At 70.4% G+C, this 24,182-nt stretch carries 27 protein-coding genes and 1 tRNA gene; 14 read left to right on the top strand and 14 right to left on the bottom strand.

All coding sequences use genetic code 11. The features are described 5' to 3' along the window. Window positions 1-20: 20 nt before the first annotated feature. On the bottom strand, window positions 21-656 hold the full coding sequence (gene upp, locus ACWGDB_RS05095) for a uracil phosphoribosyltransferase (RefSeq protein WP_453821154.1): 636 nt from the start codon (window positions 654-656) through the stop codon (window positions 21-23). A gap of 138 nt (window positions 657-794) precedes the next feature. Between upp and ACWGDB_RS05100 the strand changes: the two genes are divergently transcribed. The 9 genes from ACWGDB_RS05100 (at window position 795) to ACWGDB_RS05140 (ending at window position 6,156) form a co-directional block, all read left to right on the top strand. After that, window positions 795-980 carry a hypothetical protein gene (locus ACWGDB_RS05100; protein ID WP_383608076.1) on the top strand — a complete coding sequence of 62 codons (186 nt, stop codon included), beginning with the start codon at window positions 795-797 and terminating at the stop codon, window positions 978-980. A gap of 315 nt (window positions 981-1,295) precedes the next feature. Beyond that, window positions 1,296-1,826, top strand: coding sequence for a tRNA adenosine deaminase-associated protein (locus tag ACWGDB_RS05105; RefSeq protein WP_453821353.1), 531 nt, complete (start codon window positions 1,296-1,298; stop codon window positions 1,824-1,826). 92 nt (window positions 1,827-1,918) lie between these two features. Further along, window positions 1,919-2,350 (top strand): tRNA adenosine(34) deaminase TadA, encoded by a 432-nt coding sequence (tadA, locus tag ACWGDB_RS05110; RefSeq protein ID WP_453821354.1) that lies wholly within the window; start codon window positions 1,919-1,921, stop codon window positions 2,348-2,350. 59 nt (window positions 2,351-2,409) lie between these two features. Continuing rightward, a tRNA-Ser gene (locus ACWGDB_RS05115) sits at window positions 2,410-2,494 on the top strand. Window positions 2,495-2,656: 162 nt separating this feature from the next. Next, the gene (locus ACWGDB_RS05120) at window positions 2,657-2,836 is read left to right on the top strand and encodes a hypothetical protein (RefSeq protein ID WP_328880638.1); all 180 of its coding nucleotides are present in this window, start codon (window positions 2,657-2,659) and stop codon (window positions 2,834-2,836) included. 21 nt (window positions 2,837-2,857) lie between these two features. Next, window positions 2,858-3,151, top strand: coding sequence for a Dabb family protein (locus tag ACWGDB_RS05125; protein ID WP_383608080.1), 294 nt, complete (start codon window positions 2,858-2,860; stop codon window positions 3,149-3,151). Between the two features lie 165 nt (window positions 3,152-3,316). Next, window positions 3,317-4,171, top strand: coding sequence for an RNA polymerase sigma factor SigF (locus ACWGDB_RS05130; protein WP_328880636.1), 855 nt, complete (start codon window positions 3,317-3,319; stop codon window positions 4,169-4,171). Between the two features lie 268 nt (window positions 4,172-4,439). After that, entirely contained in the window at window positions 4,440-5,351 is a 912-nt protein-coding gene (locus tag ACWGDB_RS05135) for an RNA polymerase sigma factor SigF (RefSeq protein ID WP_453821155.1), read from the top strand. 49 nt (window positions 5,352-5,400) lie between these two features. After that, complete coding sequence (locus ACWGDB_RS05140) at window positions 5,401-6,156, top strand: hypothetical protein (protein ID WP_453821156.1); 756 nt, start codon at window positions 5,401-5,403, stop codon at window positions 6,154-6,156. Window positions 6,157-6,168: 12 nt separating this feature from the next. On the opposite strand, the gene ACWGDB_RS05145 is transcribed toward ACWGDB_RS05140, so the two are convergent. Then, window positions 6,169-6,366: a hypothetical protein gene (locus ACWGDB_RS05145; RefSeq protein WP_383608085.1), complete on the bottom strand. Its 198-nt coding sequence runs from the start codon at window positions 6,364-6,366 to the stop codon at window positions 6,169-6,171. 205 nt (window positions 6,367-6,571) lie between these two features. On the opposite strand from ACWGDB_RS05145, the gene ACWGDB_RS05150 reads away from it, so the two are divergent. The 4 genes from ACWGDB_RS05150 to ACWGDB_RS05165 all read left to right on the top strand — a co-directional run bounded on the left by ACWGDB_RS05150 (window position 6,572) and on the right by ACWGDB_RS05165 (window position 11,027). Next, window positions 6,572-7,024, top strand: coding sequence for a MarR family winged helix-turn-helix transcriptional regulator (locus ACWGDB_RS05150; RefSeq protein WP_453821157.1), 453 nt, complete (start codon window positions 6,572-6,574; stop codon window positions 7,022-7,024). A 13-nt stretch (window positions 7,025-7,037) separates the two neighbouring features. Then, window positions 7,038-9,566, top strand: coding sequence for an MFS transporter (locus ACWGDB_RS05155; protein ID WP_453821158.1), 2,529 nt, complete (start codon window positions 7,038-7,040; stop codon window positions 9,564-9,566). 107 nt (window positions 9,567-9,673) lie between these two features. Further along, complete coding sequence (locus ACWGDB_RS05160; RefSeq protein WP_453821159.1) at window positions 9,674-10,507, top strand: YceI family protein; 834 nt, start codon at window positions 9,674-9,676, stop codon at window positions 10,505-10,507. Window positions 10,508-10,556: 49 nt separating this feature from the next. Continuing rightward, window positions 10,557-11,027 (top strand): PPOX class F420-dependent oxidoreductase, encoded by a 471-nt coding sequence (locus tag ACWGDB_RS05165; protein ID WP_383628951.1) that lies wholly within the window; start codon window positions 10,557-10,559, stop codon window positions 11,025-11,027. Between the two features lie 140 nt (window positions 11,028-11,167). Here ACWGDB_RS05165 and ACWGDB_RS05170 read toward each other — a convergent pair whose 3' ends face one another. The 9 genes from ACWGDB_RS05170 to ACWGDB_RS05210 form a co-directional block, all read right to left on the bottom strand. Beyond that, entirely contained in the window at window positions 11,168-11,944 is a 777-nt protein-coding gene (locus ACWGDB_RS05170; protein ID WP_453821160.1) for a TetR/AcrR family transcriptional regulator, read from the bottom strand. 120 nt (window positions 11,945-12,064) lie between these two features. Further along, the gene (locus ACWGDB_RS05175; RefSeq protein ID WP_453821161.1) at window positions 12,065-13,570 is read right to left on the bottom strand and encodes an MFS transporter; all 1,506 of its coding nucleotides are present in this window, start codon (window positions 13,568-13,570) and stop codon (window positions 12,065-12,067) included. Window positions 13,571-13,661: 91 nt separating this feature from the next. After that, window positions 13,662-15,914 (bottom strand): ArnT family glycosyltransferase, encoded by a 2,253-nt coding sequence (locus ACWGDB_RS05180; RefSeq protein ID WP_453821162.1) that lies wholly within the window; start codon window positions 15,912-15,914, stop codon window positions 13,662-13,664. Further along, window positions 15,911-17,416 carry a glycosyltransferase gene (locus tag ACWGDB_RS05185; RefSeq protein ID WP_453821163.1) on the bottom strand — a complete coding sequence of 502 codons (1,506 nt, stop codon included), beginning with the start codon at window positions 17,414-17,416 and terminating at the stop codon, window positions 15,911-15,913. The genes ACWGDB_RS05180 and ACWGDB_RS05185 overlap by 4 nt, the downstream gene beginning before the upstream one ends. A gap of 14 nt (window positions 17,417-17,430) precedes the next feature. After that, complete coding sequence (locus tag ACWGDB_RS05190; RefSeq protein ID WP_453821164.1) at window positions 17,431-19,041, bottom strand: ATP-binding protein; 1,611 nt, start codon at window positions 19,039-19,041, stop codon at window positions 17,431-17,433. After that, window positions 19,038-19,778: a response regulator transcription factor gene (locus tag ACWGDB_RS05195; RefSeq protein WP_031115301.1), complete on the bottom strand. Its 741-nt coding sequence runs from the start codon at window positions 19,776-19,778 to the stop codon at window positions 19,038-19,040. Before ACWGDB_RS05195 ends, ACWGDB_RS05190 begins: the two co-directional genes overlap by 4 nt. A gap of 78 nt (window positions 19,779-19,856) precedes the next feature. After that, window positions 19,857-20,192, bottom strand: coding sequence for an antibiotic biosynthesis monooxygenase family protein (locus ACWGDB_RS05200; protein ID WP_383628943.1), 336 nt, complete (start codon window positions 20,190-20,192; stop codon window positions 19,857-19,859). 169 nt (window positions 20,193-20,361) lie between these two features. Beyond that, the gene (locus ACWGDB_RS05205) at window positions 20,362-21,249 is read right to left on the bottom strand and encodes a DUF2797 domain-containing protein (RefSeq protein ID WP_453821165.1); all 888 of its coding nucleotides are present in this window, start codon (window positions 21,247-21,249) and stop codon (window positions 20,362-20,364) included. A gap of 83 nt (window positions 21,250-21,332) precedes the next feature. After that, the gene (locus ACWGDB_RS05210) at window positions 21,333-21,719 is read right to left on the bottom strand and encodes an HGxxPAAW family protein (RefSeq protein ID WP_453821166.1); all 387 of its coding nucleotides are present in this window, start codon (window positions 21,717-21,719) and stop codon (window positions 21,333-21,335) included. Window positions 21,720-21,809: 90 nt separating this feature from the next. Between ACWGDB_RS05210 and ACWGDB_RS05215 the strand changes: the two genes are divergently transcribed. Further along, entirely contained in the window at window positions 21,810-22,292 is a 483-nt protein-coding gene (locus tag ACWGDB_RS05215; RefSeq protein WP_369272073.1) for a MarR family winged helix-turn-helix transcriptional regulator, read from the top strand. Between the two features lie 29 nt (window positions 22,293-22,321). Here the strand turns inward: ACWGDB_RS05215 and ACWGDB_RS05220 are convergent, their stop codons facing one another. Genes ACWGDB_RS05220 through rutA form a run of 3 tightly spaced genes read right to left on the bottom strand, consistent with a single transcriptional unit; the run spans window position 22,322 to window position 24,083 of the window. Then, window positions 22,322-22,801, bottom strand: a complete 480-nt coding sequence (locus ACWGDB_RS05220; protein ID WP_453821355.1) for an isochorismatase family protein — start codon at window positions 22,799-22,801, stop codon at window positions 22,322-22,324. Next, on the bottom strand, window positions 22,798-23,019 hold the full coding sequence (locus ACWGDB_RS05225) for a hypothetical protein (RefSeq protein WP_453821167.1): 222 nt from the start codon (window positions 23,017-23,019) through the stop codon (window positions 22,798-22,800). The genes ACWGDB_RS05220 and ACWGDB_RS05225 overlap by 4 nt, the downstream gene beginning before the upstream one ends. Then, window positions 23,016-24,083, bottom strand: coding sequence for a pyrimidine utilization protein A (gene rutA / locus ACWGDB_RS05230; protein WP_453821168.1), 1,068 nt, complete (start codon window positions 24,081-24,083; stop codon window positions 23,016-23,018). Before rutA ends, ACWGDB_RS05225 begins: the two co-directional genes overlap by 4 nt. Window positions 24,084-24,182: the final 99 nt, after the last annotated feature.

Raw genomic sequence — 24,182 nt, forward strand, 5'->3', positions numbered from 1 at the left:
GAAAACGCGTTCCGCCCGTCCTACTCGGCGGCGCCGTACAGGCGGTCCCCCGCGTCCCCCAGCCCCGGCACGATGTACCCGTGCTCGTTGAGGTGGTCGTCGACGGCGGCCGTCACGACCGTCACCGGCGTGCCCGCCAGCTCGCGCTCCATGAGCTCGACGCCCTCGGGGGCGGCCAGCAGCACCACGGCCGTGACGTCGTCGGCGCCCCGCTTGATGAGCTCCTGGATCGCCGCGACCAGCGTGCCGCCGGTGGCGAGCATCGGGTCCAGGACATAGACCTGACGGCCCGAGAGGTCCTCGGGCATGCGCGTGGCGTACGTGGAGGCCTGGAGCGTCTCCTCGTCGCGGATCATGCCCATGAAGCCCACCTCGGCGGTCGGCAGCAGCCGGACCATGCCGTCCAGCATGCCGAGGCCGGCGCGCAGGATCGGCACCACGAGGGGGCGCGGGTAGGAGAGCTTGACGCCGGTGGTGTCGGTGACCGGGGTCGTGATGTCGACCGCTTCGGTGCGCACGTCCCGCGTGGCCTCGTAGGCCAGCAGGGTGACCAGTTCGTCGGCGAGCCGGCGGAAGGTCGCGGAGTCGGTGCGCTGGTCGCGCAGCGCGGTGAGCTTGTGGGCGACCAGGGGGTGGTCGACGACGTGGAGACGCATGTCCACAACAGTAACCGGGCCCGGTGTGCCCAGCGTCCTCACACGCAGCAACCCCAGGGCCATCACTTAACCCGTGCGCTGGCATCAAACCGCCCATCGGAGGGAAAGTGAGAGGGACGTACCGGGGGTGGTGTGCCTATGCCTGACCGTGAGTCCCCGGCGGACACCGCGCAGCAGGAAGCCGACTCCGCGCGCCGTCGCCGCCGGGCACAGTTCCTGCGTGAACTCGCCGAGGCCCGCGCGCTGCGGGACCGCGTCCAGCCACGCCGCGCCAAGGCGGCCCGGCTGCGCCACGCCCTGCGCATGCGGACGTTCCGCTGGTAGGGCTAGGCACCGGGGAAGATCCGCGCCCTTCGGGGGCGTTGAGGCGGTGGGCGTGCGTGGACACCTGGAAAAGCCGCGTACGATCCGCACGTGGCGGCAACGAGTGTGCTGGTGAGTCCTTCACGGACGTGCTCGCGGACCCCCTCGGGACGACGCGATCAAAACTGCCGGACACAGGGAGCCGAAGACGTCCCCTGAACGCCTTGTTTCTGCCACGATTCCGAGTGGGTGGGCTCGGAGCACAGCTCTCCCCGCCCCCAACCTCCGCCGGGGGGACCCCCAACCGGCACGCCTATGACCAGTGGGAGAGTCACGGTGTACTTCGCCGCACTGCTCGCGCGCACCGAAGACGGGTGGGAAGCGAGCGACAGAGAGCTCGACGATGTGGAAACCCTGTCGGATCTGGCCGAACTGGCCCGTGAAGCCTCGCCCGAGGACGACACGGTGCTGGTGCTCATCGAGCAGGAGGACGCCTGGTTCGGCGTCGTCCGGATCGACGGCGAGGACGACCCTCGTATCTACGTCTCGGACGCCGCCGCCGCTGCCCGCAGCAGCTACGGCGAGATCCTGCTCACCGACGAACTGCTCGGCAGGGAGCCCGGCGACGACGGCGCCGACCTGGACTCCCTGGACCTCGACGGCACGGAGGAGCCCGACAGCGACTCCGATGACGACGAGGAGGGCGGCGGCGCGGACGCCGTCCCGCACAGCCCTGTCGGCGACAGCGAGATCCTCGAGGACCTCGGCGTCGGCGAGAAGGAACTGAAGGCCCTGGACGCCGAGGACGCGCTGGGCGCCATCGCCGAGGCGCTGGGTGCCTCGGAGGTGCTGGAGACCGTCCGCTGACCTCGTTCGACCCGGGGTCGGTAGCCGAGGGGCCCGAGGTGCCTGAGGAATCCGAAGTGCCCGACCCCGTACGCGACCGCTGGCGGGCCGCGATGCGGCTCGCCCTGGACGAGGCCGAACTGGCCGTCCGGGGCGGGGACGTCCCCGTCGGCGCCGTCGTGCTGTCCGCCGACGGCACGACCGTGCTCGGCACCGGCCACAACGAGCGCGAGGCGACCGGCGATCCGACCGCGCACGCCGAGGTGCTGGCGATCCGGCGCGCGGCAGCCGAGGTCGGCGAGTGGCGGCTGCCCGGCTGCACGCTCGTCGTCACGCTGGAGCCCTGCACTATGTGCGCGGGCGCGATCGTGCAGTCCCGGGTGGACCGGGTCGTCTACGGCGCCCGGGACGAGAAGGCCGGCGCGGCGGGCTCCCTGTGGGACGTCGTGCGCGACCGGCGGCTCAATCACCGGCCCGAGGTGATCGAGGGCGTGCTCGCCGAGGAGTGCGCCCGGCTGCTCACGGACTTCTTCCGGGATCGGTGATCCGAGCTCGGCGGATACCGATTTCAGAGCAGGGCGGGGGGTGCTGTAAGGTCTCCCTCGGTAGCGTGTCCGAGCGGCCGAAGGAGCTCGCCTCGAAAGCGAGTGTGGCGCAAGTCACCGAGGGTTCAAATCCCTCCGCTACCGCTGAAGAAGGGCCTCGTCGTCAGACGGGGCCCTTCGTGCTGTTGATCTCCCGAGAGGCGCGAAGGTTACACTCACCGCCGGTAACACGGGGCCCTTTCGGCTCTTTCGACTCGTTCGGCGCAGCAGACACACCCAGAAACAGCAGCCATAGGGGAGGCCGCGATGGCGGTGAATTCGAAGAAGGTCGCCGTCTATGTGGTCGTGGTCTTCGCGCTCTACGTGATCATCACGGACCCGGCCAAGGCCGCCGACTACGTGCAGATAGGGTTCGAGGGCATATCGGACGCCGCCCAGGCCATCGGCGACTTCATGACGTGGATCGCCAACGGTGGCGACAGCTAGGTCCTGCCGCAGGGAGAACTCATGATCCGCCACCTGGTCCTCTTCAAGCTCAACGAGGGCGTCGAGCGCGACGACCCGCGGGTCGTGGAGGGCGTCGAGGCCTTCCGCTCACTGGAGGGCAAGATCCCCGAGCTGCGGCACTGGGAGCTGGGCTGGAACTTCAGCGACCGCCCCATCGCCTACGACTTCGCCATCAACTCCGCCTTCGAGGACACCGCTGCCCTCCGCATCTACGCGGAGCACCCCGAGCACCAGGCGGGCGTCGCCCTGTGGCGGGAGTTCGCCACCTGGGTGATCGCCGACTACGAATTCTGAGCCACGGTCCCCCGGCTCCCACCGGAACGTCAGCAGCCCTCCGCCGGAACGGCGGGGGGCTTTCGCGTGTCTTGCGCAGCGCCGCATCCCCAACACGGGATTATGCGGTACTTGAACACAATGAACTGTCTTGTGATGCTATGACCGCTTTTGACGGATGAGTTGATGGATCACGAGGTGGAGTTGACCGTGCCGGCCAGTACTGCGCCTCAAGCCCCGACCCAGGAGGACACCCCCGCGTCCCCGCCGCCCCGCAGCCGCGGTGCCGACACCCGGGCGCTGACCCAGGTGCTCTTCGGGGAGCTCAAGGACCTGAAGCCGGGCACACCGGAGCACAACCGCGTGCGCGGGGCGCTCATCGAGGCGAACCTCCCGCTCGTGCGCTACGCGGCCGCCCGCTTTCGCTCCCGCAACGAGCCGATGGAGGACGTGATCCAGGTCGGCACGATCGGGCTCATCAACGCCATCGACCGCTTCGACCCGGAGCGGGGCGTGCAGTTCCCGACGTTCGCCATGCCGACCGTCGTCGGCGAGATCAAGCGGTACTTCCGGGACAACGTCCGCACGGTCCACGTACCGCGCCGGCTGCACGAGCTGTGGGTCCAGGTCAACAGCGCGACCGAGGACCTCACCACCTCCTTCGGGCGCACCCCCACCACTTCCGAGATCGCCGAGCGGCTGCGCATCACCGAGGACGAGGTGCTGTCCTGCATCGAGGCCGGACGCTCGTACCACGCCACCTCGCTGGAGGCCGCGCAGGAGGGCGACGGGCTGCCCGGACTGCTGGACCGGCTCGGCTACGAGGACCCGGCCCTGGACGGCGTGGAGCACCGGGACCTCGTCCGGCACCTGCTGGTCCAACTCCCCGAACGCGAGCAGAGAATCCTGCTTCTGCGCTACTACAGCAACCTCACCCAATCGCAAATCAGTGCGGAACTCGGGGTCTCCCAGATGCACGTTTCGAGGCTACTCGCGCGTAGCTTCCAGCGACTGCGTTCGGCGAACCGGATCGACGCGTAACCGCAAGCAGGATCGAGTCGTCACCGTCGCGAGCGAATCGCTCACCAGGGCGGATCCCGACAGTTCTCTGTTGAAAAACCGTCAGACCCCCTTTATCCAGGGCGGATTCGAGTCTCACATGTCGACATGTCACTACAGCGTGTTGCCGACATGTGACATTCTTCGGGAAGCGCGTTTGCCGTGGCTTCGGCTCCGGTATTCAGGTGAAGGCTGGCGTTCCTCGTTCGGAGCGTTCGCCACGACCGTCCCGCGACCCAAAGGGGGTGGCATGTCCGCAGACCAGGGCAGCTCGAAGGTGCTCACGCTCACAAAGAGCGAGTCCGCGCCCGACGCCGTTCTCAACGACGTCACGGCTCTGGAGGCCGTCCCGGCCCAGGCCCTCCCGGCACCCGATGTCCCGGCCGTACCGGCCTCGGGTGACATCGACACCCGCACCCTGTCCCGCTCCCTGTTCCTGCGGCTCGCCGCACTGGACGAGCACAGCCCCGAGCGCGCGTACGTCCGGGACACGCTGATCGAGCTCAACCTCCCGCTGGTGCGCTACGCGGCCGCCCGCTTCCGCTCGCGCAACGAGCCGATGGAGGACATCGTCCAGGTCGGCACCATCGGCCTCATCAAGGCGATCGACCGCTTCGACTGCGAACGGGGCGTGGAGTTCCCGACGTTCGCCATGCCGACGGTCGTCGGCGAGATCAAGCGGTTCTTCCGCGACACCTCGTGGTCGGTGCGCGTCCCGCGCCGGCTCCAGGAGCTGCGCCTCGCCCTCACCAAGGCCAGCGACGAGCTCTCCCAGAAGCTGGACCGCTCCCCGACGGTGACCGAACTCGCCGCCGTGCTGGGCGTGTCCGAGGAGGACGTCGTCGACGGCCTCGCGGTCGGCAACGCGTACACCGCCTCCTCGCTGGACTCCCCGGCCCCGGAGGACGACGGCGGCGAGGGCTCCCTGGCCGACCGGCTCGGGTACGAGGACACCGCGCTCGAGGGCGTCGAGTACCGCGAGTCCCTCAAGCCGCTGCTGGCCAAACTCCCTCCCCGTGAGCGCCGGATCATCATGCTCCGCTTCTTCGCGAACATGACCCAGTCGCAGATCGGCGAGGAGGTCGGCATCTCCCAGATGCACGTCTCCCGGCTGCTGACCCGGACCCTGGCGCAGCTGCGGGAAGGCCTCATCTCCGACTGACCCCTGCTGTGCCCTTCATATTTGACGGAGCGTCAGCCACCATGGCCCGATGCTTCGCCGGATATGGACGACCTCGACACCTGGCCGTCGGCGCGCCGTGATCGGCGCTTCGGCGGCCGTCGTCTGCCTGGGCGGGGCTCTGGCCGCGTGCGGAGGCGGCGGAGGCGGTGACGGGTACGTCGCGACAGGAGCGGCGGGCGGTCCGCCCCGTGTCTCCGGTACGGCTGCCGCGCCGACGGGCGAGGTGACGCTGGTGCCGCTCGACGGGCCGAAGGGCGGCGAGGGCGACGACAACAGCGGCGGCGGCGAGCGTGGCGGCAACTCCCCCGATCGGGGCGGGAGTCAGGAGCCGACAGCCTCCCGGGAAGCAGGGAGCGGAGGAACGGACCGTCCCGACCGCCCCCCGAGTGAAACCCCCGGCCGCGCGGTCACGCCGGCCGACCCCGCGGCCCCGCCCGCCAGTTCACCCGCGCCCTCGACGCCCGCGACCACTCCCTCACCCGCGAAGCTGACCGTGAGCGACCCCGTACGGGAGCCCACCGACAAGCGCTGGTGCGAGAAGGTGACGCTCGGCTTCCACAACTCGGGCGGCACAGCCGTGCGTTCGGGCACCGTCACCTTCGGCACCCACATCATCGGCGCGCTCGGCATCGACTGGGCGACCATCGAGTCGTCGCACGAACTCCCGGCGCCGATCAAGGCCGGTGCGCGCAAGGAGAAGAGCTGGACGGTGTGCGTCGAGGCCTGGCGGGTGCCACTCGGCATGCACATCGAGACGCAGGACGTCTCCGTCCGGTGGAAGTGAAGCCGGCAGCGCCTACTTGAGCGCCAGCCAGGCCACCGCCGCCACGATCGCCACGGCGACGATCACGCCGACGATGAGGCCGATGCGGGGGCCGCTCGAGGAAGCCTGCTGCTGACGACCGCCCTGCGGGCCCTCGTCGACGAACGCGCGGAACATCTGGGTGCTGCCTGCGGGGTCGTGGTTGCCCTGGGGGCCCTGGGTGTTAGCCATGGCCTGAGACCCTAGCGAATCCGCCCGTTCGGCCCAAGTGGGGGCTCCCGCCCTGCACAGGGGTGCACAGGACCCACCCGACCTGCACATTTACGGTCGCAATACTTGCCTTTGCCAAGTTTTTGCGGCCCGGCCGATCCTTTTGTTTGCCTGTAGCAACCAATGGCTTCTATGGTTGCCCTAAGCAACAAATGACGGAGGTGTGATGGCCGAGCAGGCGCAGTACGAGGAGCTGGTCCGTCAGTTCAGCGCCTTCGGCGCTGTGAAGCGGGAGATGGGGCGGGTCCTGCCGTCCGACTGTCCCGCCGGTTCCGCCGCCGTACTGACGTTGCTGAACCGCCACGGCGACATGCGCATGAGCAAGCTCGCGGAGTTGCTGGCCGTGGACATGTCGGTCACCAGTCGCCATGTCGCCCACATCGTGGAGCGCGGCTGGATCGAACGGTCCGCCGACCCTGCGGACAAGCGCTCACGCATCCTGCGCCTGACGCCCGACGGCCTGGCACAGGTGGACCGGCTGTCGCGGTGCACCACGCAGATGCTCGCCGAGCGCCTTAGCGACTGGACCGATGACGAGGTCATCCAGCTCACCCGGCTCATGGCGCGGCTGAGGTCGTCCTTCGACGAGTCCCCCCGTACACCCGCGATCACCCAGTAGGAAAAGGAATTTCATGGCAACGACCACACCAGCCGGTGTGCGGGCGCACGCCAAGCACTCAGCAGGTGCCTCCGCCGACGGCGCCCCGATGTCGCACCGGCAGATCATGGAGGCACTGACCGGGCTGCTGCTCGGCATGTTCGTCGCGATCCTGTCGTCGACGATCGTCTCCAACGCCCTGCCCGACATCATCAAGGACCTCGGCGGCGGCCAGAGCGCCTACACCTGGGTGGTCACCGCGTCGCTGCTGGCGATGACCGCGTCCACGCCCCTGTGGGGCAAGCTCGCCGACCTCTTCTCCAAGAAGCTCCTCATACAGCTGGCCCTCGTGATCTTCGTGGCCGGCTCCGCGCTGGCCGGTCTGTCGCAGAACCCGGCCATGCTCATCACGTTCCGCGCGGTGCAGGGCATCGGCATGGGCGGTCTGTCCTCGCTGGCCCAGATCATCCTGGCCGCGATGATCTCCCCCCGGGAGCGCGGCCGGTACAACGGCTACCTCGGCGCCACCTTCGCGACCGCGATGGTCGGCGGCCCGCTGATCGGCGGTGTCATCACCGACACCGACTGGCTCGGCTGGCGCTGGTGCTTCTACGTCGGCGTGCCCTTCGCCGTCCTCGCCCTGATCGTGCTGCAGCGCACCCTGCACCTCCCGGTCGTCCGCCGGAAGGTCAAGGTCGACTGGGCGGGCGCGTTCTTCATCACCGCCGCGGTCTGCCTGCTGCTGGTCTGGGTGACCTTCGCCGGTGACAAGTACGACTGGGTGTCCTGGCAGACGTACGCGATGACGGGCGGCGCGCTCGCGCTGCTGCTGATCTTCGTCCTCGTCGAGTCCAGGGCGAGCGAGCCGATCATCCCGCTGCGGCTGTTCCGCAACCGCACCATCACGCTCGCCTCGCTGGCCTCCCTGTTCGTCGGCATCGCGATGTTCGCGGGCACGATCTTCTTCAGCCAGTACTTCCAGCTGGCCCGCAACGAGTCGCCGACCATGTCCGGTGTCCTGACGATCCCGATGATCGTCGGCCTGTTCGTCTCGTCGACCGTCTCCGGCCAGGTCATCACCCGCACCGGCCGCTGGAAGGCGTGGCTGCTCGCCGGCGGTGTGCTGGTGACGGCGGGCCTCGGCCTGCTGGGCACGATCCGCTACGACACCCCGTACTGGCACGTCGCGATCTTCATGGCCCTGCTGGGTCTCGGCGTCGGCATGATGATGCAGAACCTGGTCCTGGCCACGCAGAACCAGGTGGCCCCGAGCGACCTGGGCGTCGCCAGCTCGGTCGTGAACTTCTTCCGCTCCCTCGGCGGCGCCATGGGCGTCTCGGCCCTCGGCGCGGTCCTCAGCCACCGCATCACCCACTACGCCGAGGAGGGCCTGACCAAGCTCGGCGTGCAGGGCTCCGGCGGCGGCCACGGTGAGATCCCCGACCTCGACGCGCTGCCCGGCCCGGTGCGCACGGTCATCGAGAGCGCGTACGGCCACGGTGTCGCGGACGTCTTCCTGTACGCCGCGCCGATCGCCTTCCTCGCCCTCCTGTTCGCCCTGTTCATCAAGGAGGTCCCGTTGAAGACCAAGGGCGCCCTGGCCCAGGCCGCCGAGGGCACCGAGCCCGCGACGCCGAAGCCCGCCGAGGCTGCCGCGCCGGCCGCCGCGCAGGAGCGGGTCCCGAGCTGGGCCGCCGCCTCCGCCTCCTCGGACACGGAGGCCGCTCCCGACGGCACCCAGAAGTTCGCCGCCGTCGCCACGGTGGCGCGTGCCGAGGAGTCCGGCGGTGCGCCGTCCGGCGGCGTCCCGGTCCGCGGCTTCGTGCGGGGCGCGGAGAGCGCGCCGGTGCCGCAGGCCGCCGTCACGCTGATCTCCCTGGCCGGCCGCCAGCTGGGGCGCTCGGTGGCACAGGCCGACGGCTCGTACGCGGTCGACGCGCCGGGCGCGGGCTCCTACGTCCTGATCGCCTCCGCCGACGGCTTCCAGCCGCAGGCCTCCACGATCGTCGTGGGCGGTGACGAGGCGATGGCGTACGACATCCTGCTCAGCGGCACCAGCGGCCTGACCGGTGTGGTCCGGGCCGCGGGGAACGCGCTGGCCGTCAAGGACGCGATGGTGATCGTCACCGACGTGCGCGGCGATCTGCTGGCCACCGCGGCAACCGGTGAGCAGGGCGAGTTCAGCTTCGGCGAACTGGTCCCGGGTGCCGTGACCGTCGCGGTGAACGCCGCCGGATACCGGCCGCGCGCCCTGCCCGTCGAGATCGGCGGCACCGGCGTCACCCGGGTCGAGGTCGACCTGGAGGCAGGTGCCCAGGTCCAGGGCGTCGTACGGGCGCCGCACGGTCCGCTGGCCGACGCGCGGGTCACGCTGGTGGACGCCGCGGGCAATGTCGTGGGCAGTGCCACCACCGGGCCGGACGGGGCGTACGCCTTCACCGACCTGGACGGCGGCGAGTACACGGTCATCGCGACGGGCTACCCGCCGGTGGCGACGGCCCTGACGGTGACCGGCCGCGGAGCCGACGACCACGACATCGCACTCGCCCACCCCGGCGAGTAGCCGAACTCCGGCCCGTGGTGGCGGCGCGCTCTGAGCGGAGGTGCGCCGGCGCCGCGGGCCGGTTTCTTTATGGCCAATTTGTAAGACTTTGCAGGGAGTTGGACGGGATGGGACTGACGGGACTGACCGCGAGGATCCGCACCCGGGACGGATGGGCCGTCTCGCACGCGGTCGTCACGGTGACCGACATGACGGGCACGCAGGTGCTGCGGGTCGAGGCGGACGCGGAGGGGGCCGTACGGGACGCCAATCCGCTGCCTGCGGGGGCGTACACCGTCATCGTCACCGCCGTCGGCTACGCCCCCGCCGCCGCGAGCGCCATCGTCACCGCGAGCGGCCGCGCCGAGGTCGGCACGGTGACGCTGGCCCGGCAGGGCGGCACGGAACTGCCGCCGCCCGGGCCGTGGACCGTCGACCCGGCTCACTCCAGCGTCGCCGCCGTCGCCCAGCACCTGGGGATCTCCAGCGTGCACGGCCGGTTCACCCGGTTCTCCGGTGCCATCGAGATCGCGCCGGACGACCTCAACAAGTCCCGCGTGGAGGCGGTGATCCGGGCCGACTCGATCGACACGGGGAACGGCATGCGGGACGGGCACCTGAAGTCCCCGGACTTCCTGGATGTGGAGAAGTACCCAGAGATCACCTATCGCTCGACGGGCGTCACGGCTGCCGCGGGCACCGACCGCTGGACGGTGCACGGCGAGCTGACCATGCACGGTGTCGTACGGCCGGTGGACCTGGACCTGGCCTACCTCGGCACGGGGGCCGACCCCTGGGGCGGGACACGGGCTGCGTTCCGCGCGACGACCGAGCTGCACCGGGACGACTTCGCCATGAACTACAACCAGGTCGTGCAGGCGGGGATCGCGGCCATCGGTACGACGCTCAAGGTCGAGCTGGACATCCAGGCGGTGCAGGGCGAGTCGCTGCCGCAAGGGTAGGCACGCCAGGGTCACGCCGAGCGGGCCGGTCCGCCCCTAGGCTGACCCCATGGCACCGAACATCGCGACCAACACCCGCGTCTCGCTCGAAGAGCTGCTCGACTTCGTACGGCCCCGCCATCGCGCCATCCTCCTGACCCGGCGGGCCGACGGCAGCGCGCAGGCCTCGCCGCTGACCTGCGGGGTCGACGACTCGGGACGGGTCGTGGTGTCCACGTATCCCGAGCGGGCCAAGACCCGCAATGCCAAGCGGGACCAGCGGGTCAGCCTGCTCGTGCTGAGTGACGACTGGAACGGGCCGTGGGTCCAGATCGACGGTTCCGCCGAGGTCATCGACTCGCCGGAGTCGGTGGAGCCGCTCGTCGAGTACTACCGCAACATCGCCGGGGAGCATCCGGACTGGGACGAGTACCGGGCGGCGATGCTGAAGCAGGGGAAGTCGATCATTCGGGTGACGCCGGAGAAGTGGGGGCCGGTGGCGACCGGCGGGTTTCCTGCGCGGCTGGTTGAGGGCGCGTGAGAGCGCGGCTGGTTGAGGGCGCGTGAGAGCGCGGCTGATTGAGGGCGCCTAAGAGTTCGGGGGGCCGGGTGATCGTGCGACTGCGGGCTCGTTGTGGCTGATCGCGCAGTTCCCCGCGCCCCCAAAGGCGCTGCCGTGTCCTAGGGGCGTTGCTCGCGTTCTGCTCTTTCGACCATCGCCTCGATGCCCGCCACCAACAGGTCCAGGGCGAACTCGAAGTCCCGCTCCCACATTTCCTCGACCGTGTCGCCGCCCCTGGCCTCCATGAGTTCCGCGGAGTCCTGGACGATTTCGGCGGCCTCGGGAGCCTGGGTGACCGTGCTCATGGCGTGCTGGAAGTAGTCGTCCGGGGTCATGCCGAACGCCGCGCTGCGGGCGATGAAATGGCCCTCGATCGTGCCGAAGCCGTACACGAACTGGAAGACGGCGGAGATGGCCGCGACCAGGCCGTGTGCCGGGAGGCCGGTCCTGCGGATGATCCGCTGGACCTGGCGGGAGAAGGCGAGGCTGTTCGGGCCGATGTTGACGTACGTGCCGATCAGCGGCGACAGCCACGGGTGCCGGACCAGCAGGCCGCGGTACTCGCGGGCCAGCGCGCGCAGTTGGTCGCGCCAGTCCTCGTCGGCCTCCGGGTCGGGGAGGGTCAGTTCACCGAACGCGGCGTCCAGGGCGAGTTCGAGCAGGTCGTCCTTGGTGTCGACGTACCAGTAGACGGACATCGCGGTCACGTTCAGCTCGGCGGCCAGCCGTCGCATGGAGAACTTGGCCAGCCCGTCCGCGTCCAGCAGCCGTATGGTCACCTCGGTGATCCGGTCCCGGTCGAGCCCGGAGGGCTGACCACCCCCGCGCCCGCCTCGACGCTCCCTGCCTTCCAGCCAGACGCTGGTCCGCGCGGACTGCCGGGCTGCCCTGGCCATGGCGCATCCTCCTCGACGTTCTGATGCCGGTCATGCTAAGCGCCCCTTCAGGGGCGCGGGGAACTGCGCGACCAGCCACAACGAGCCCGCAGCCGCACAACTACCCAGCGCCCCGAGCTCTTAGGCGCTCACCCGCGCGGCGCGCCGCAACAACGCCCACGCGACCAGCCCCCCGAGCAACACGGCCGCCGCCCCCACCAGCAGACTGCTCTCCAGCCCGGCGGAGAACGCGTCCGTGATCTCCGCCTTCTCCTCGGCCGACCCCGCGGCCGCCAGCGCTGCCGGCAGGGACGTCGCGGCCACCGGAATCAGCGCCGCGAACCGCGAGTTGAGCAGAGCGCCCAGCACGGCGACGCCCAATCCGGTGCCGAACTCCGCCACCGTCCCGTTGATCCCGCCGCCGACGCCCGCCTTCTCCGGCGGGATGGCGCTCATGATGGCGTGTGACATCGCCGGACTGGCGACGGCGGCACCGGTGCCGATGAGGACCAGCCCCAGCAGCGTGCCGGCGTAACCGCCGGAGGCCATCGTCGCGATGGAGGCGAGGCCCGCCGCCATGACCGCCATGCCGAGCCCGATGGCCAGCGGGTTCCCCAGTCGGCCGGCCCACTTCGCCGCCACACCGGTGAAGTTCAGCGCCACGATCATCAGGGCCAGCGGGGCGGTCCGCAGCCCGGCCTCCAGGGGCTCGTAGCCGAGCACGAACTGCATGTGCTGGGTGAGCAGGAAGAGCGACCCGCCCATGCCGAAGGTGATCAGCACACCGCCCGAGACCGCCCCCGTGAACTGCTTGTTCCGGAAGAAGTGCATGTCGATCATGGGGTACGGGATCCGGCTCTCCCAGTACGCGAAGGCGGCCAGCACGACGACGGCCACGACCGCCGTCGCCAGGACGCGGCCCGACGCCCAGCCGTGTTCGGGCCCGGTGATGATCGCGTACACCAGGGCGACCATGCCGATCGTGGAGAGCACGGCGCCCAGCAGGTCGGGACGGTCGCCCTGCGGGTTCTTCGACTCCGGGACGAGCACCACGACCGCCACCAGGGCGAGCACCGCGACCGGGATGTTGATCAGGAAGATCGCGCCCCACCAGAAGTGGTCCAGCATGAAGCCGCCGAGCAGCGGTCCGGCCGCGAAGCCCAGCGAGTTCACCGCGGCCCAGATGCCGATCGCCTTCGGCTGTTCCTCCGGCGTGAAGATCTGTATGGCCACGGCCAGGACGGTGGTCATCAGCAGCGCGCCGCCGACGCCCATGCCGGCCCGCGCCGCGATCAACTGGCCCGTGGAGTCGGCGAGACCGGCCACGAGCGAGCCCACGCCGAACAGCGCCAGGCCCGCGGCCAGCATCTTCTTGCGGCCGTAGCGGTCGGCGGCACTGCCCGCCGTGAGCAGCAGGCCGGACTGCACGAGCGAGTAGGCGTTGATCATCCACTGGATGTCGGAGGTGGCCGCGCCCAGTTCGCGGGTGAGCGAGGGGATGGCCACGTTCAGGACGGTGTTGTCGAGCACCACGGTGAGCACCGCGACGCACAGGACACCGAGGATCAGCCAGCGCTGCGGGTGGCCGCCCGGGGCCGCGGGCTGTGGGTGGACCGAGGCAGCCTGTTCCTGGGGGGACGTCGTCATGTTCTACACCGTAGAGCAATCCCTATACGGTGTACAACGGAGATACGGAAAGGGCGGTGGCTCGCGCCACCGCCCCTTGTCGCAGGGACCGTCAGCTGTCGCTCTTCGGCTGCGTCAGGTCGTAGAAGGTGCTGCCGTCGACGGTCACCGACTCGAAGTTCTCCTGGACCCAGGAGCTGATCTGCGAGGAGGTGCCGTCGCTGCTTCCGCCCATGCCACCACCGCTGCCACTGCCGATGAAGTAGTGGATCCTGCCGTCCGCCACGTACTTCTTGAACTCCGCCAGCGTCGGGGACGGGTCGGTGCCGTTGAAGCCGCCGATCGCCATCACCGGGTCGCCGGTGGAGAGCTGGTAGCTCGCGGCGTTCTGGGCGCCGATGGCCGCGGCGACCCAGGTGTGGTCGCCGGCGTTCTTCTCCAGCAGTTCCTTGGCCTCGTCGCTGACGGTGGCGCCGTTGAGCAGGCCGCCCATGCCGCCACCGCCCATGCCGCCGCCGTCACCGGTCCGGCCGCCGGGGCCACCCTGCTGGTTGTTCTGCCCCTGACCGCCCTGCGTGTTGCCGTTGCCGTTCTGCTGGCCTTGCTGGCCTTGCATACCGCCGCCGGGGAAGCCGTTGCCGTTCTGCTGGTTCTGGCCGCCCTGCTGGTTGTTCTGGCCCTGGCCCTGCCGGCCCTGCTGGTTCTGGCCGGGCATGCCGCCCCCGCCGGGGCCGCCGCCCATGCCGCCTCCGCCGCCACCGGGCCCGCCACGGCCGCCCGAGACCGCCGGGCCCGCTGTGACGATCGAGCCGGAGTGGCCCTCGTTCACCGTGGTGAGGGTGTACGCGGCCGGGCCGGCGAGCGCGGCCAGGAGGCCCAGGCCCACGACACCCATGGTCAGTTGACGTCCGAGCTTCGAGGCGAAGATCAGGCCCAGCGCCGCGGCCAGTCCGCCGACCAGTACGACCCACTTCAGCCAGGGCAGGTAGTCCGAGGAACGGTTGAGCAGGACGTAGCCCCAGACCGCGGTGGCGGTCATCGCGCCGGCCAGGGTCGGCGACGCCCACGCCTTGTCGCGCTTCTCCCAGAGCAGCGCGGCGCCCATGCCGATCAGCGGGGCGATGTAGGGGGCGAGGGCGACCGTGTAGTACTCGTGGAAGATGCCCTGCATGTAGCTGAAGACCAGCATGGTCGTGATCAGCGCGCCGCCCCAGACGAGGAACGAACCGCGCGTCACCGACGTACGGCGGGCCTTGCGCGTGGCCACCAGGCCCGCGATCAGCAGGATCAGCGCGGCCGGGATCAGCCAGGAGATCTGGCCCCCGATCGAGGAGCTGAAGAGGCGGTCCCAGCCGGTCTCGCCCCAGTTGCCGCCGCCACCGCCGCCGCCACCGCCACCGCCACCGCCACCGCCGACGCTGCCGGTCTCGTCGCCGTTGAGCCGGCCGAGGCCGTTGTAGCCGAAGGTCAGTTCAAGGAAGGAGTTGTTCTGCGAGCCGCCGATGTACGGGCGGGAGGAGGCGGGCCACAGCTCGACGATCGCGACCCACCAGCCGCCGGAGACGACGATCGCGACCAGGCCCGCGGCGAGCTGACCGATCCGCTTCTTCACCGACACCGGCGCGCAGACCGAGTACACGATCGCGAGCGGCGGCAGGATCAGGAGGGCCTGCAGGGTCTTGGCGAGGAACGCGAAGCCGATCGCGACACCGGCCCACACCAGCCACTTCGTACGGCCGTCCTCCAGGCCCCGGATGACGAAGTAGCAGGCCACGGCCATCAGCAGGGCCAGCATCGCGTCCGGGTTGTTGAACCGGAACATCAGCGCCGCGACGGGGGTGAGCGCGAGCACCGCGCCCGAGATCAGACCGGCCGCGGGGCTGAACCGGCGGCGCACGGCCGCGTACACCACGGCCACCGTGCCGACGCCCATGAGGACTTCAGGGAGCAGGATCGCCCACGAGTGGAGCCCGAAGAGCCGCACCGACAGGGCCATCGGCCACAGGGACGCCGGGGGCTTGTCGACGGTGATGGCGTTGGCCGCGTCCAGCGAGCCGAAGAAGAAGGCCTTCCAGGACTGGCTGCCCGCCTGGACGGCCGCCGAGTAGAAGGAGTTGGCGTAGCCGGAGGCGCTCAGGTTGTAGAGGTGGAGGACGAGGGTGGCGAGGAGGAGGCCGAGGAAGGCAGGGCGGGCCCAGCGCGGGTCCTCGAGTCGGCCGCGCCACAGGCGCCGTACGAAGGGCTGCTTGGGTTCACCGGCCTCGGGCGCCGGCGCGGCCGACGGGGGTGGCGGGGGAGGACCCCAGGTGGCGGGGCTCGCGTCTCTGCCGTGGTCGTGGGTCTGCTGGTCGTGGTGAACGGTCATCGCGCGTCCCTGGAGTCGGTGTCGTGCGGGCGCACCGGCTGCAACTGCATGGTGACGTCCCGCCAGTTGCCGTCCGCGGCTTCACCGGCGCGGAACTGGGTGGTGTCGAGCGGGTGGTGGGGAGCGCTCTGGGTCACCGGGCGCTGCGGGAGCGGGCCGCGGTGGCCGGGCTGCGCCATGGAACCGGCGCCCACCGTGGAGTAGGTCGGGGAGGAGGAGTGGTGGGCCGGGGTGTGCGAGACGCCCACCGTCGCGTCGGCGTCCCGTCGGTCCGGGAACACCCACGCCCTGAAGAGCAGGAAGCGCAGCACCGTCGCCGCGAGGTTGGCGGCGATCAGGACGGCGAGTTCGGTGGAGTGGCCCGGGTCGCTGCTCGCCGCGTTCAGGGCGGCCAGCGAACCGCTGGTCAGGGCGAGGCCGATACCGAAGACGACCAGCCCCTGCGCCTGGTGCCGGACGGCACCGCCCCGGCCGCGCACCCCGAAGGTGAGGCGCCGGTTGGCCGCCGTGTTGGCGATCGCGGAGACCAGCAGGGCGAGCGCGTTGGCGGTCTGCGAGCCGGTGAAGACGCGGAAGCCGCTGTAGAGGAGGAGGTAGAAGAGGGTGGACAGGCCGCCGACGACACAGAAGCCGACGAGCTGACGGGCCAGGCCCTTGGGTACGTCCTTGATCTCGCGGTCGCGCGGGTCGTCGCCGAAGGGACGGGTGAGCCGGTCCAGCGACAGCGAGCCGGTCGCCAGGGCCCTGCCCACCCGCCACACGCCCTTGAGGTCGTCGGTCGCCGTCTTCACGATGTGCACCGTCGAGTCGGGGTCGTCGACCCAGTCGACCGGCACCTCGTGGATCCGCAGTCCCGCGCGCTCGGCGAGCACCAGCATCTCGGTGTCGAAGAACCAGCCGGTGTCCTCGATCAGCGGCAGCAGCACCTGGGCGACTTCGCGGCGTATCGCCTTGAAGCCGCACTGCGCGTCGGAGAAACGGGCCTGGAGCGAGCCGCGCAGGATGAGGTTGTACGTGCGGCTGATGAACTCCCGCTTGGCGCCGCGCACCACGCGCGAACTCCGGCTGAGCCGGGAGCCGATCGCCAGGTCCGAGTGGCCGGAGATCAGCGGCGCCACCAGCGGCAGCAGGGCGTTGAGGTCGGTGGACAGGTCCACGTCCATGTAGGCGAGGATCGGGGCGTCCGACGCGGACCAGACGGTCCGCAGCGCCCGGCCACGGCCCTTCTGCTCCAGCCGGAAGGCCCTGACCTCCGGGATCTCCGCCTCCAGCCGCCGGGACACCTGCGGGGTGGTGTCCGTCGACGCGTTGTCCGCGATCGTGATGCGGAACGCGTACGGGAAGGTGCGCTTGAGGTGGTCATGCAGTCTCAGCACACACGGCTGGAGGTCCTTCTCCTCGTTGTAGACGGGGATCACTACGTCCAGGACAGGCGTACCGGCGTCGCCGGCCGGGAGGTGCTCCCGCGCCGGCAGGGTGCCGGGAGAAGAGTCGGTTCGCATGACACCGACTTTTGTCAGGCGCCCTGTTCCGCCCATGTGGTGGCACTGTGCTGTGCCTGTGAGTGCTGTTGCCAGCTCATTTCGGGGCTCGGCGGCGTCGGGAGCGCCGACAGATGCACCGTGAACACGGTGCGCCCGGGCACGCTGTCGACGGTCACCGCACCGCCGTGCGCGGTCGCCACGGCCTGCACGATCGCGAGGCCGAGGCCCGTCGAGCCGGTCGCACGGGAGCGCGCCGAGTCGCCGCGCGCGAACCTCTCGAAGACATGCGGGAGCAGATCGGACGGGATGCCCTGGCCGTTGTCCTCGACGTCCACGCACAGCCACGGGCCGCGCCGCTGCACCCGGGCGGTGACGGTCGTACCCGGTGGGGTGTGGTTGCGGGCGTTGCCGAGCAGGTTGACGAGGACCTGTTGCAGACGGGCCGCGTCCGCCGAGACGAGCGCGGGTTCGTCGGGCAGGTCGAGGCGCCAGTTGTGGTCCATGCCGGCCGCGCGGGCGTCGCTGATGGTGTCCACGACGAGCGGGATGAGGTCCGTCTGCTCGAACTGCAGGGGCCGCCCGGCGTCCAGCCGGGCGAGCAGGAGGAGATCCTCGACGAGGAGGGTCATGCGCCCGGCCTCGGACTCGATCCGGCCGAGCGCGTGCCGGGTGTCGGGGCCGACCTCTTCCCTGCCGCGTCTGGTCAGCTCGGCGTACCCGCGGATGGAGGCGAGCGGCGTCCTCAGCTCATGGCTGGCGTCGGCCACGAACTGCCGCACCCGCATCTCGCTCTGCTGGCGGGAGTGCAGGGCGCCGTGGACGTGGTCCAGCATCCGGTTGAGCGCGGCGCCGACCTGGCCGACCTCGGTGTGCGGGTCGGTCTCGGTCGCGGGGACGCGTTCGCTGAGGTTGACCTCGCCGGTGTGGAGGGGGAGTTCGGAGACCCGGGTGGCGGTGGCGGCGACCCGGCGCAGGGGGCGGGTGGCGACGCCGACGATGACGGTGCCGGCGATACCGGCGGCGACGAGGGCAGCGGCGGTGACGCTGGCCTCGATGAGCATGAGGGTGCTGAGAGTGCTGGTTACCTCCTCGGTGGGGATGGCGACGTAGAAGCTGCCGTTGTCGCCGGTCTTGTACTCGACGCGGTACTCGCCGAGGGAACCGAGGTCGACGGTGTGTTTGGCGTTGTCCTGGGCGACGCTGTTGAGCGCCTCGATCTGGGACTCGGTGAGGTCGTCGGGCACCATCCCGCTGAAGTCGGTGGTGCTCGTGCCCTTCCGGCCGATGCTGGCGTCGGTGATGGCGCCGTTCTGGACCTTGGCGATGACTGTGCCGGACGGCTGCGGTCCGCGCGTGACGAAGTCGTCGAGGGAGAAGGACTGACGCCCCTTGGTGACCGCGCTGTTCTTGCCGGGGTCGCCGCCGGGAGGTCCGCCGAGACCGGCAGCCCGACCGACGGCCTCGGTCAGCTTGTCGTCCAACTGGTCGTACAGATGCGAGCGCAGCGCAAGCGTCGTCACCGTGCCGATCACCGCACACACCACGGCGATCAGCACCACCGACGCGACGACGAGCCGCGTCCGCAGGGTGCGCGGCTGACCCGCCCGTCTCTTCTGCGTACGCGGTCGTCGTCGTCCGCTCATGACGCCGCGGGCTTGATCAGGTAACCGGCACCGCGCCGGGTGTGGATCATCGGCTCCCGACCGGCGTCGATCTTCCGGCGCAGGTAGGAGATGTACAGCTCGACGACATTGGCCTGCCCGCCGAAGTCGTACGACCAGACCCGGTCGAGTATCTGCGCCTTGCTGAGCACCCGCCGCGGGTTGCGCATGAGGAAGCGCAGCAGCTCGAACTCGGTGGCGGTGAGGTGGATGTTCTCCCCGCCCCGCGACACCTCGTGGCTGTCCTCGTCGAGCGTGAGGTCACCGACGACCAGCACGGAGTCGGAGCGCCGGTCGGCGGCGCCGGAACGCCGGATGAGCCCGCGCAGCCGGGCCACGACCTCCTCCAGGCTGAACGGCTTGGTGACGTAGTCGTCCCCACCGGCGGTGAGTCCGGCGATACGGTCCTCCACGGCGTCCTTGGCCGTCAGGAACAGCACCGGCACGTCCGGCAGCTCCCGCCGCAGCCGCCCGAGGACGGTCAGCCCGTCCATGTCCGGCAGCATCATGTCCAGGACGACGGCGTCGGGCCGGAAGTCACGCGCGGTCTGGATGGCACCCGTGCCATCCCCCGCACTCCGGATCTGCCAGCCCTCGTATCGCAGGGCCATGGACAGGAGTTCGGTGATCGACATCTCGTCGTCCACCACAAGCACTCGGACGGGGCTCCCGTCCGGCCTCAGCAGTTCGGTGCGCCCCTGGGGCGAGGTCGTGGTCATGGTGGACACCTAATCGGCGTCCTCTGAGAACACGCTTTCTGGAGCCTGTGAGTTTCCTGAGAAACGCACAGGCGGCTCTCAGGCGGCCCCTGGGAACTCCTTGGCCGACGGCGAGTTCGGGCCCCCGCCGACGCGCTCGAACGCGGTGCTCCGCTCGACCCGGGCGATGTGCACGACGTACCGCTCGTACCAGTGCTCACGACCGTGCGCCTTGGCCGCACGGTGCTCCGCGTCGGTCCGCCACTGCTCGATGCCGGCGAGGTCCCGGAAGTAGGCGACGGTGACGGACAGGCCGCCCGGCGTGTGTGCCGAGTCCTCGCCGAGGAACCCGGGGATCTCCTTCACCAGCTCTCCCATGCGCTCGGCGGTCGCGTGGTATCCGGCATCCGTCTCGGTGCGCACGGACGTGAACACGACGGCGTAGTAAGGGATTTCATGGGCTGGGACAGGTGCAATGCGGTGATCGCTCATGTCAGTCACTCTCTGTCCCGGCGCCGCACCTCGTCCAGGCTCCTTACCGAAAGGGATCCGGACGGGATCCAACTCTTTGCCAAAGCCGATTTCTTCCACCGCGGGGACGCCGTCAGAACAACCCGTCCTGCACGCTCGTCCCCCGATCCCTGAACTCCCGCACCGGCATGGTCAGTTCGCCGTCCTCCTCACCTCCGCCCGCCGGCACCAGTTCCCAGCCCGTCATCAACCGCGTGTCGACCACGATCACCCCGCCCCCCGTCCCCACATGCAGATCCGGCCCCGCAGCCGCCACCAGCCGCCCGCTCACCGTCCCGCCCGCGACCAGCTCGGTCACCTGTCCGACGGCGGCCGGCAGATCCGCCAGCCCGAACACCCCGGCGTGGTCGACCGGTTGGCAGAGCTCGCGGGTGAGTGACTCCGGCCAGGCGGGAAGGGCCACGGCCCGGGCGTGCAGGTCCGCCACCTCGGCCGCACGCTCCGCCGCCGACGCAGGCAGCGCGGACCGCACCGCCCGCTTGTCGGCGTACGGAATCCGGTCCGGCACCCGCAGGGCCGCCCGCAGCAGTTCCTCCGTGCGCCGCGCCGCCATCAGTGGGCCCACGCCCAGCCAGCTGAAGCAGACCGCCCCCTGTTCCAGCAGCCGGGCCGAGCCCCGCTCAAGGGCGGTGATGCCGACCTTGGTCATCCCGGGGCCGAACCAGGCCAGATATACGTGGTACGGGCGTGGGTCGTCCGCGATCGTGTCGGCGGCCACCGAGTGCGCCCGGTCCAGCCGCGCGCACTCCTCGCACCGTGCCCCCGTACTCCGCCCCGGCACGACCGCCCGCACCGGACACGCATGCCCCCGCGCTCCCACGCATGTCCGCACTCCCCCTTCCGCGACCCCGAAGGCCACCCGCTTCCCCCAGGTCAGCGCGGAGCGCCGACCGCCGTCCCACGCCAGCTCAGGGCCGTCCGCCGACCAACGCAGCCCCTTGCATCTCCACGCCTGTGCCATCGCTCTTCGAGAGTAGAGGCAGGCACTGACAACGGCCGTTCAGCGGCCCGTCGACCCGTCGGGCCCATCGGCCCCAGTGCGCTTCAGCGTGCCTCGGCGACAGCGGGCTCCTGCTCGCCGGTGACGGTGACGGCCTCGGACGTCGCCGCGGCCGTACGCCGGTCCACTGCCCGTCCCCGCCCCCGTCCCGCCAGCCGGCATCCCCAGCAGTCCGCGTGCCCGGCCCGCGCGCTCAGGTCACGCGCCCCCATCCGCCACTGCCCGCGCGGCCGCACGCCCGGAGGCTTGCCCCAGCCGGCGAGGTGCAGGGCCCAGGTGACGAGGACGCTCGCCGCCGTGATGCCGAGTCCGCCCGTGATCAGCAAGGCCGAGACCGTGCATATCCCCGCCCCCACCACGGCCGAACCGATCGTCGCGATCGCGGTTCCGGTCCATCCTGCGACCGTATGCCCCTCGTCATACTGGCTCATGTGCCTGCTCCCTCCTCGTAGGCAGCTAATCCCTCACGATCTAAGAAGTTTAGCGACTCAATCTCTCACGAGCTAAGGCAATCAGAAAAGATGCAAGCCAAGCCGCGTCCCGCCGCCACCCCGGCCCAGGCGCTGGAGGCGATGGACTCCCTCATCGCGGCCCACCTGCTCGGCCAGCAGGAGATGGCCCAGCGGCTGGGCCTGAACATCACCGACCTGCTCTGTTTCGGCTGTGTCCTGAAGGCCGGCGAGAACCTCCTCACGGCGGGCGACCTCGCGGAGCACGCCCACGTCACGACCGGCGCGATGACCGGCATCCTCAACCGCCTGGAACGCGCCGGCTTCGTCACCCGCCGCCCCGACCCGACCGACCGCCGCCGCGTCCGCGTGGCCGCCGTCCCGTCCGCGGTCACCCGCGTCGAGGCCCTCTACGGCCCCTACTACGCCCGCCTGACCGACCTCTTCGCCGACTACTCCGCCGACGAGATCGCCGTACTCACGGACTGGTTCACCAGGACAACGGGCCTCGCACAGGCCTACATCGACGAGCTCCGCGACCAGGACAAGGCCTGACACCGCCCTCGCTGCGGGCCCGGCTCGGCTCAGTCCCACCGCGCCCCGTCCACGTACCCGGTGACACGTTCCAGTGGCCACACCTCGCCGATCTTGTGCCGGATGTCGAAGAGGTTCGCCGCGTGGACGTCCGGGTCACGGTCGCCGACCGCCTCCTCGACGACGACCGGGACGAACCCGTGCTGCATGGCGTCGAGCGCGGTGGCGCGCACGCAGCCGCTGGTCGTCAGCCCGCCGATGAGGAGCGTGTCCACACGGTTCGCGGTGAGGTACGCCGCCAGTGCCGTACCGAGGAAGGCGCTCGGGTACTGCTTGGTCACCGTCAACTCGTCCGCCACCGGGGCCAGTCCGTCGATGAAGTCGCCGTACGGACTCCCCTCGGCGAACACCCGCAGCGCCGGCACCTTGCGGAAGAAGACACCCCCGTCGCCGCCGTCGGACCGGAACCGCACCCGCGTGACCACCACCCGGATCCCCGCCCCGCGCGCCGCCGTCAGCAGCGCCCTCATGGCGTCCACGGCCGGTTCGACCCGGCGTACAGCGGGCAGTCGGGGTCCGCGTAGGCCCGGGCGGGGTCCACCAGGAGCAGGGCCGGGGAGTTGCCGGGGGCGAGGTGGCCGTCCAGGCCGGCCCGCTCGTAGTCGACGTCCTGCGCGGCGTATTCGACCTCCTGCGCGGCGTTCTCGTCCTGCGCAGCGGGCCCCGGCTGCCGACGTGAACCGCTCATGTCTGCCGGCACTTCAGCAGCGGCTGGATGCGCGTGCCGAAGGCCTCGATGCCGGCCAGGAAGTCGTCGAAGACCAGCATGATCCCCTTGGTGCCGTCGACGTCGGCGATTTCGTCGAGCATCCTCGCGATGGTCTCGTACGACCCCACCAGCGTGCCCATGTTGAGGTTCACGGCGCCCTCGGGCAGCACGATGGTGCGGGCGGTCGAGGTGTCGTCGGCGGTGGTGTCGGAGGCGGATTCGCCCGCCATGTACGCGAGGGCCGCGCGGTCGGCGTGGTCGTGGTAGTCCTGCCACTTGGCCTGCGCGGCCTCGTCGGTCTCGTCCGCGATGACCATGAACAGGGACAGCGCCCCGACGTCCCGGCCCGTCTCGCGCGCCGCGTCCACGAGGGTGGCGGTGGAGTCCGCGAACGCGAGCGGGGTGTTGACGCCGCTGCCGAGGATGAAGTTGTAGTCGGCGTGCTCGGCGGCGAACCGCACGCCGGTGCCGCTCTGGCCGGCGGCGACGATGTCGATGTGCCCGTTCGCCGGGCGCGGCGACAGCACGCAGTCCTCCATCTCGTAGAACTCGCCCTTGAAGTTGCTGACGCCCTCGCGCCACAGCTCCTTCATCACGGTGACGTACTCGACGGCCCGGTCGTAGCGGTTGCCGAAGTGCTCGTCGCCGGGCCACAGGCCCATCTGGGAGTACTCGCCGGGCGCCCAGCCGGTGACGATGTTGACGCCGAAGCGGCCGGGGGCGATCGAGTCGACCGTCGTGGCCATACGGGCGACGATCGCCGGGGGCAGGGCGAGGATCGGCGTGGAGGCGTACAGCTTGATCCGGTCCGTCACCGCGGCGAGGCCCGCCATCAGCGTGAACGACTCCAGGCAGTGGTCCCAGAACTCCGTCTCGCCACCGAAACCCTTGAGCTTGATCATCGACAGCGCGAAGTCGAGGCCGTGCTCCTCGGCCTTCTGCACGATGGCCTTGTTCAGCTCGAAGCTGGGCAGGTACTGGGGGGAAGTCTTCGATATGAGCCAGCCGTTGTTGCCGATGGGGATGAATACGCCGATGTCCATGCCGCTCCTCGCGGTCGGGATTGCTTCAACTCCACGGTAGGTAACGGCTATTGACGTCCCGTCGGGTGGTCGGGTGCGGGGCGTGAGGATCTTGCGAAC

Source organism: Streptomyces sp. NPDC055013 (assembly GCF_053608645.1).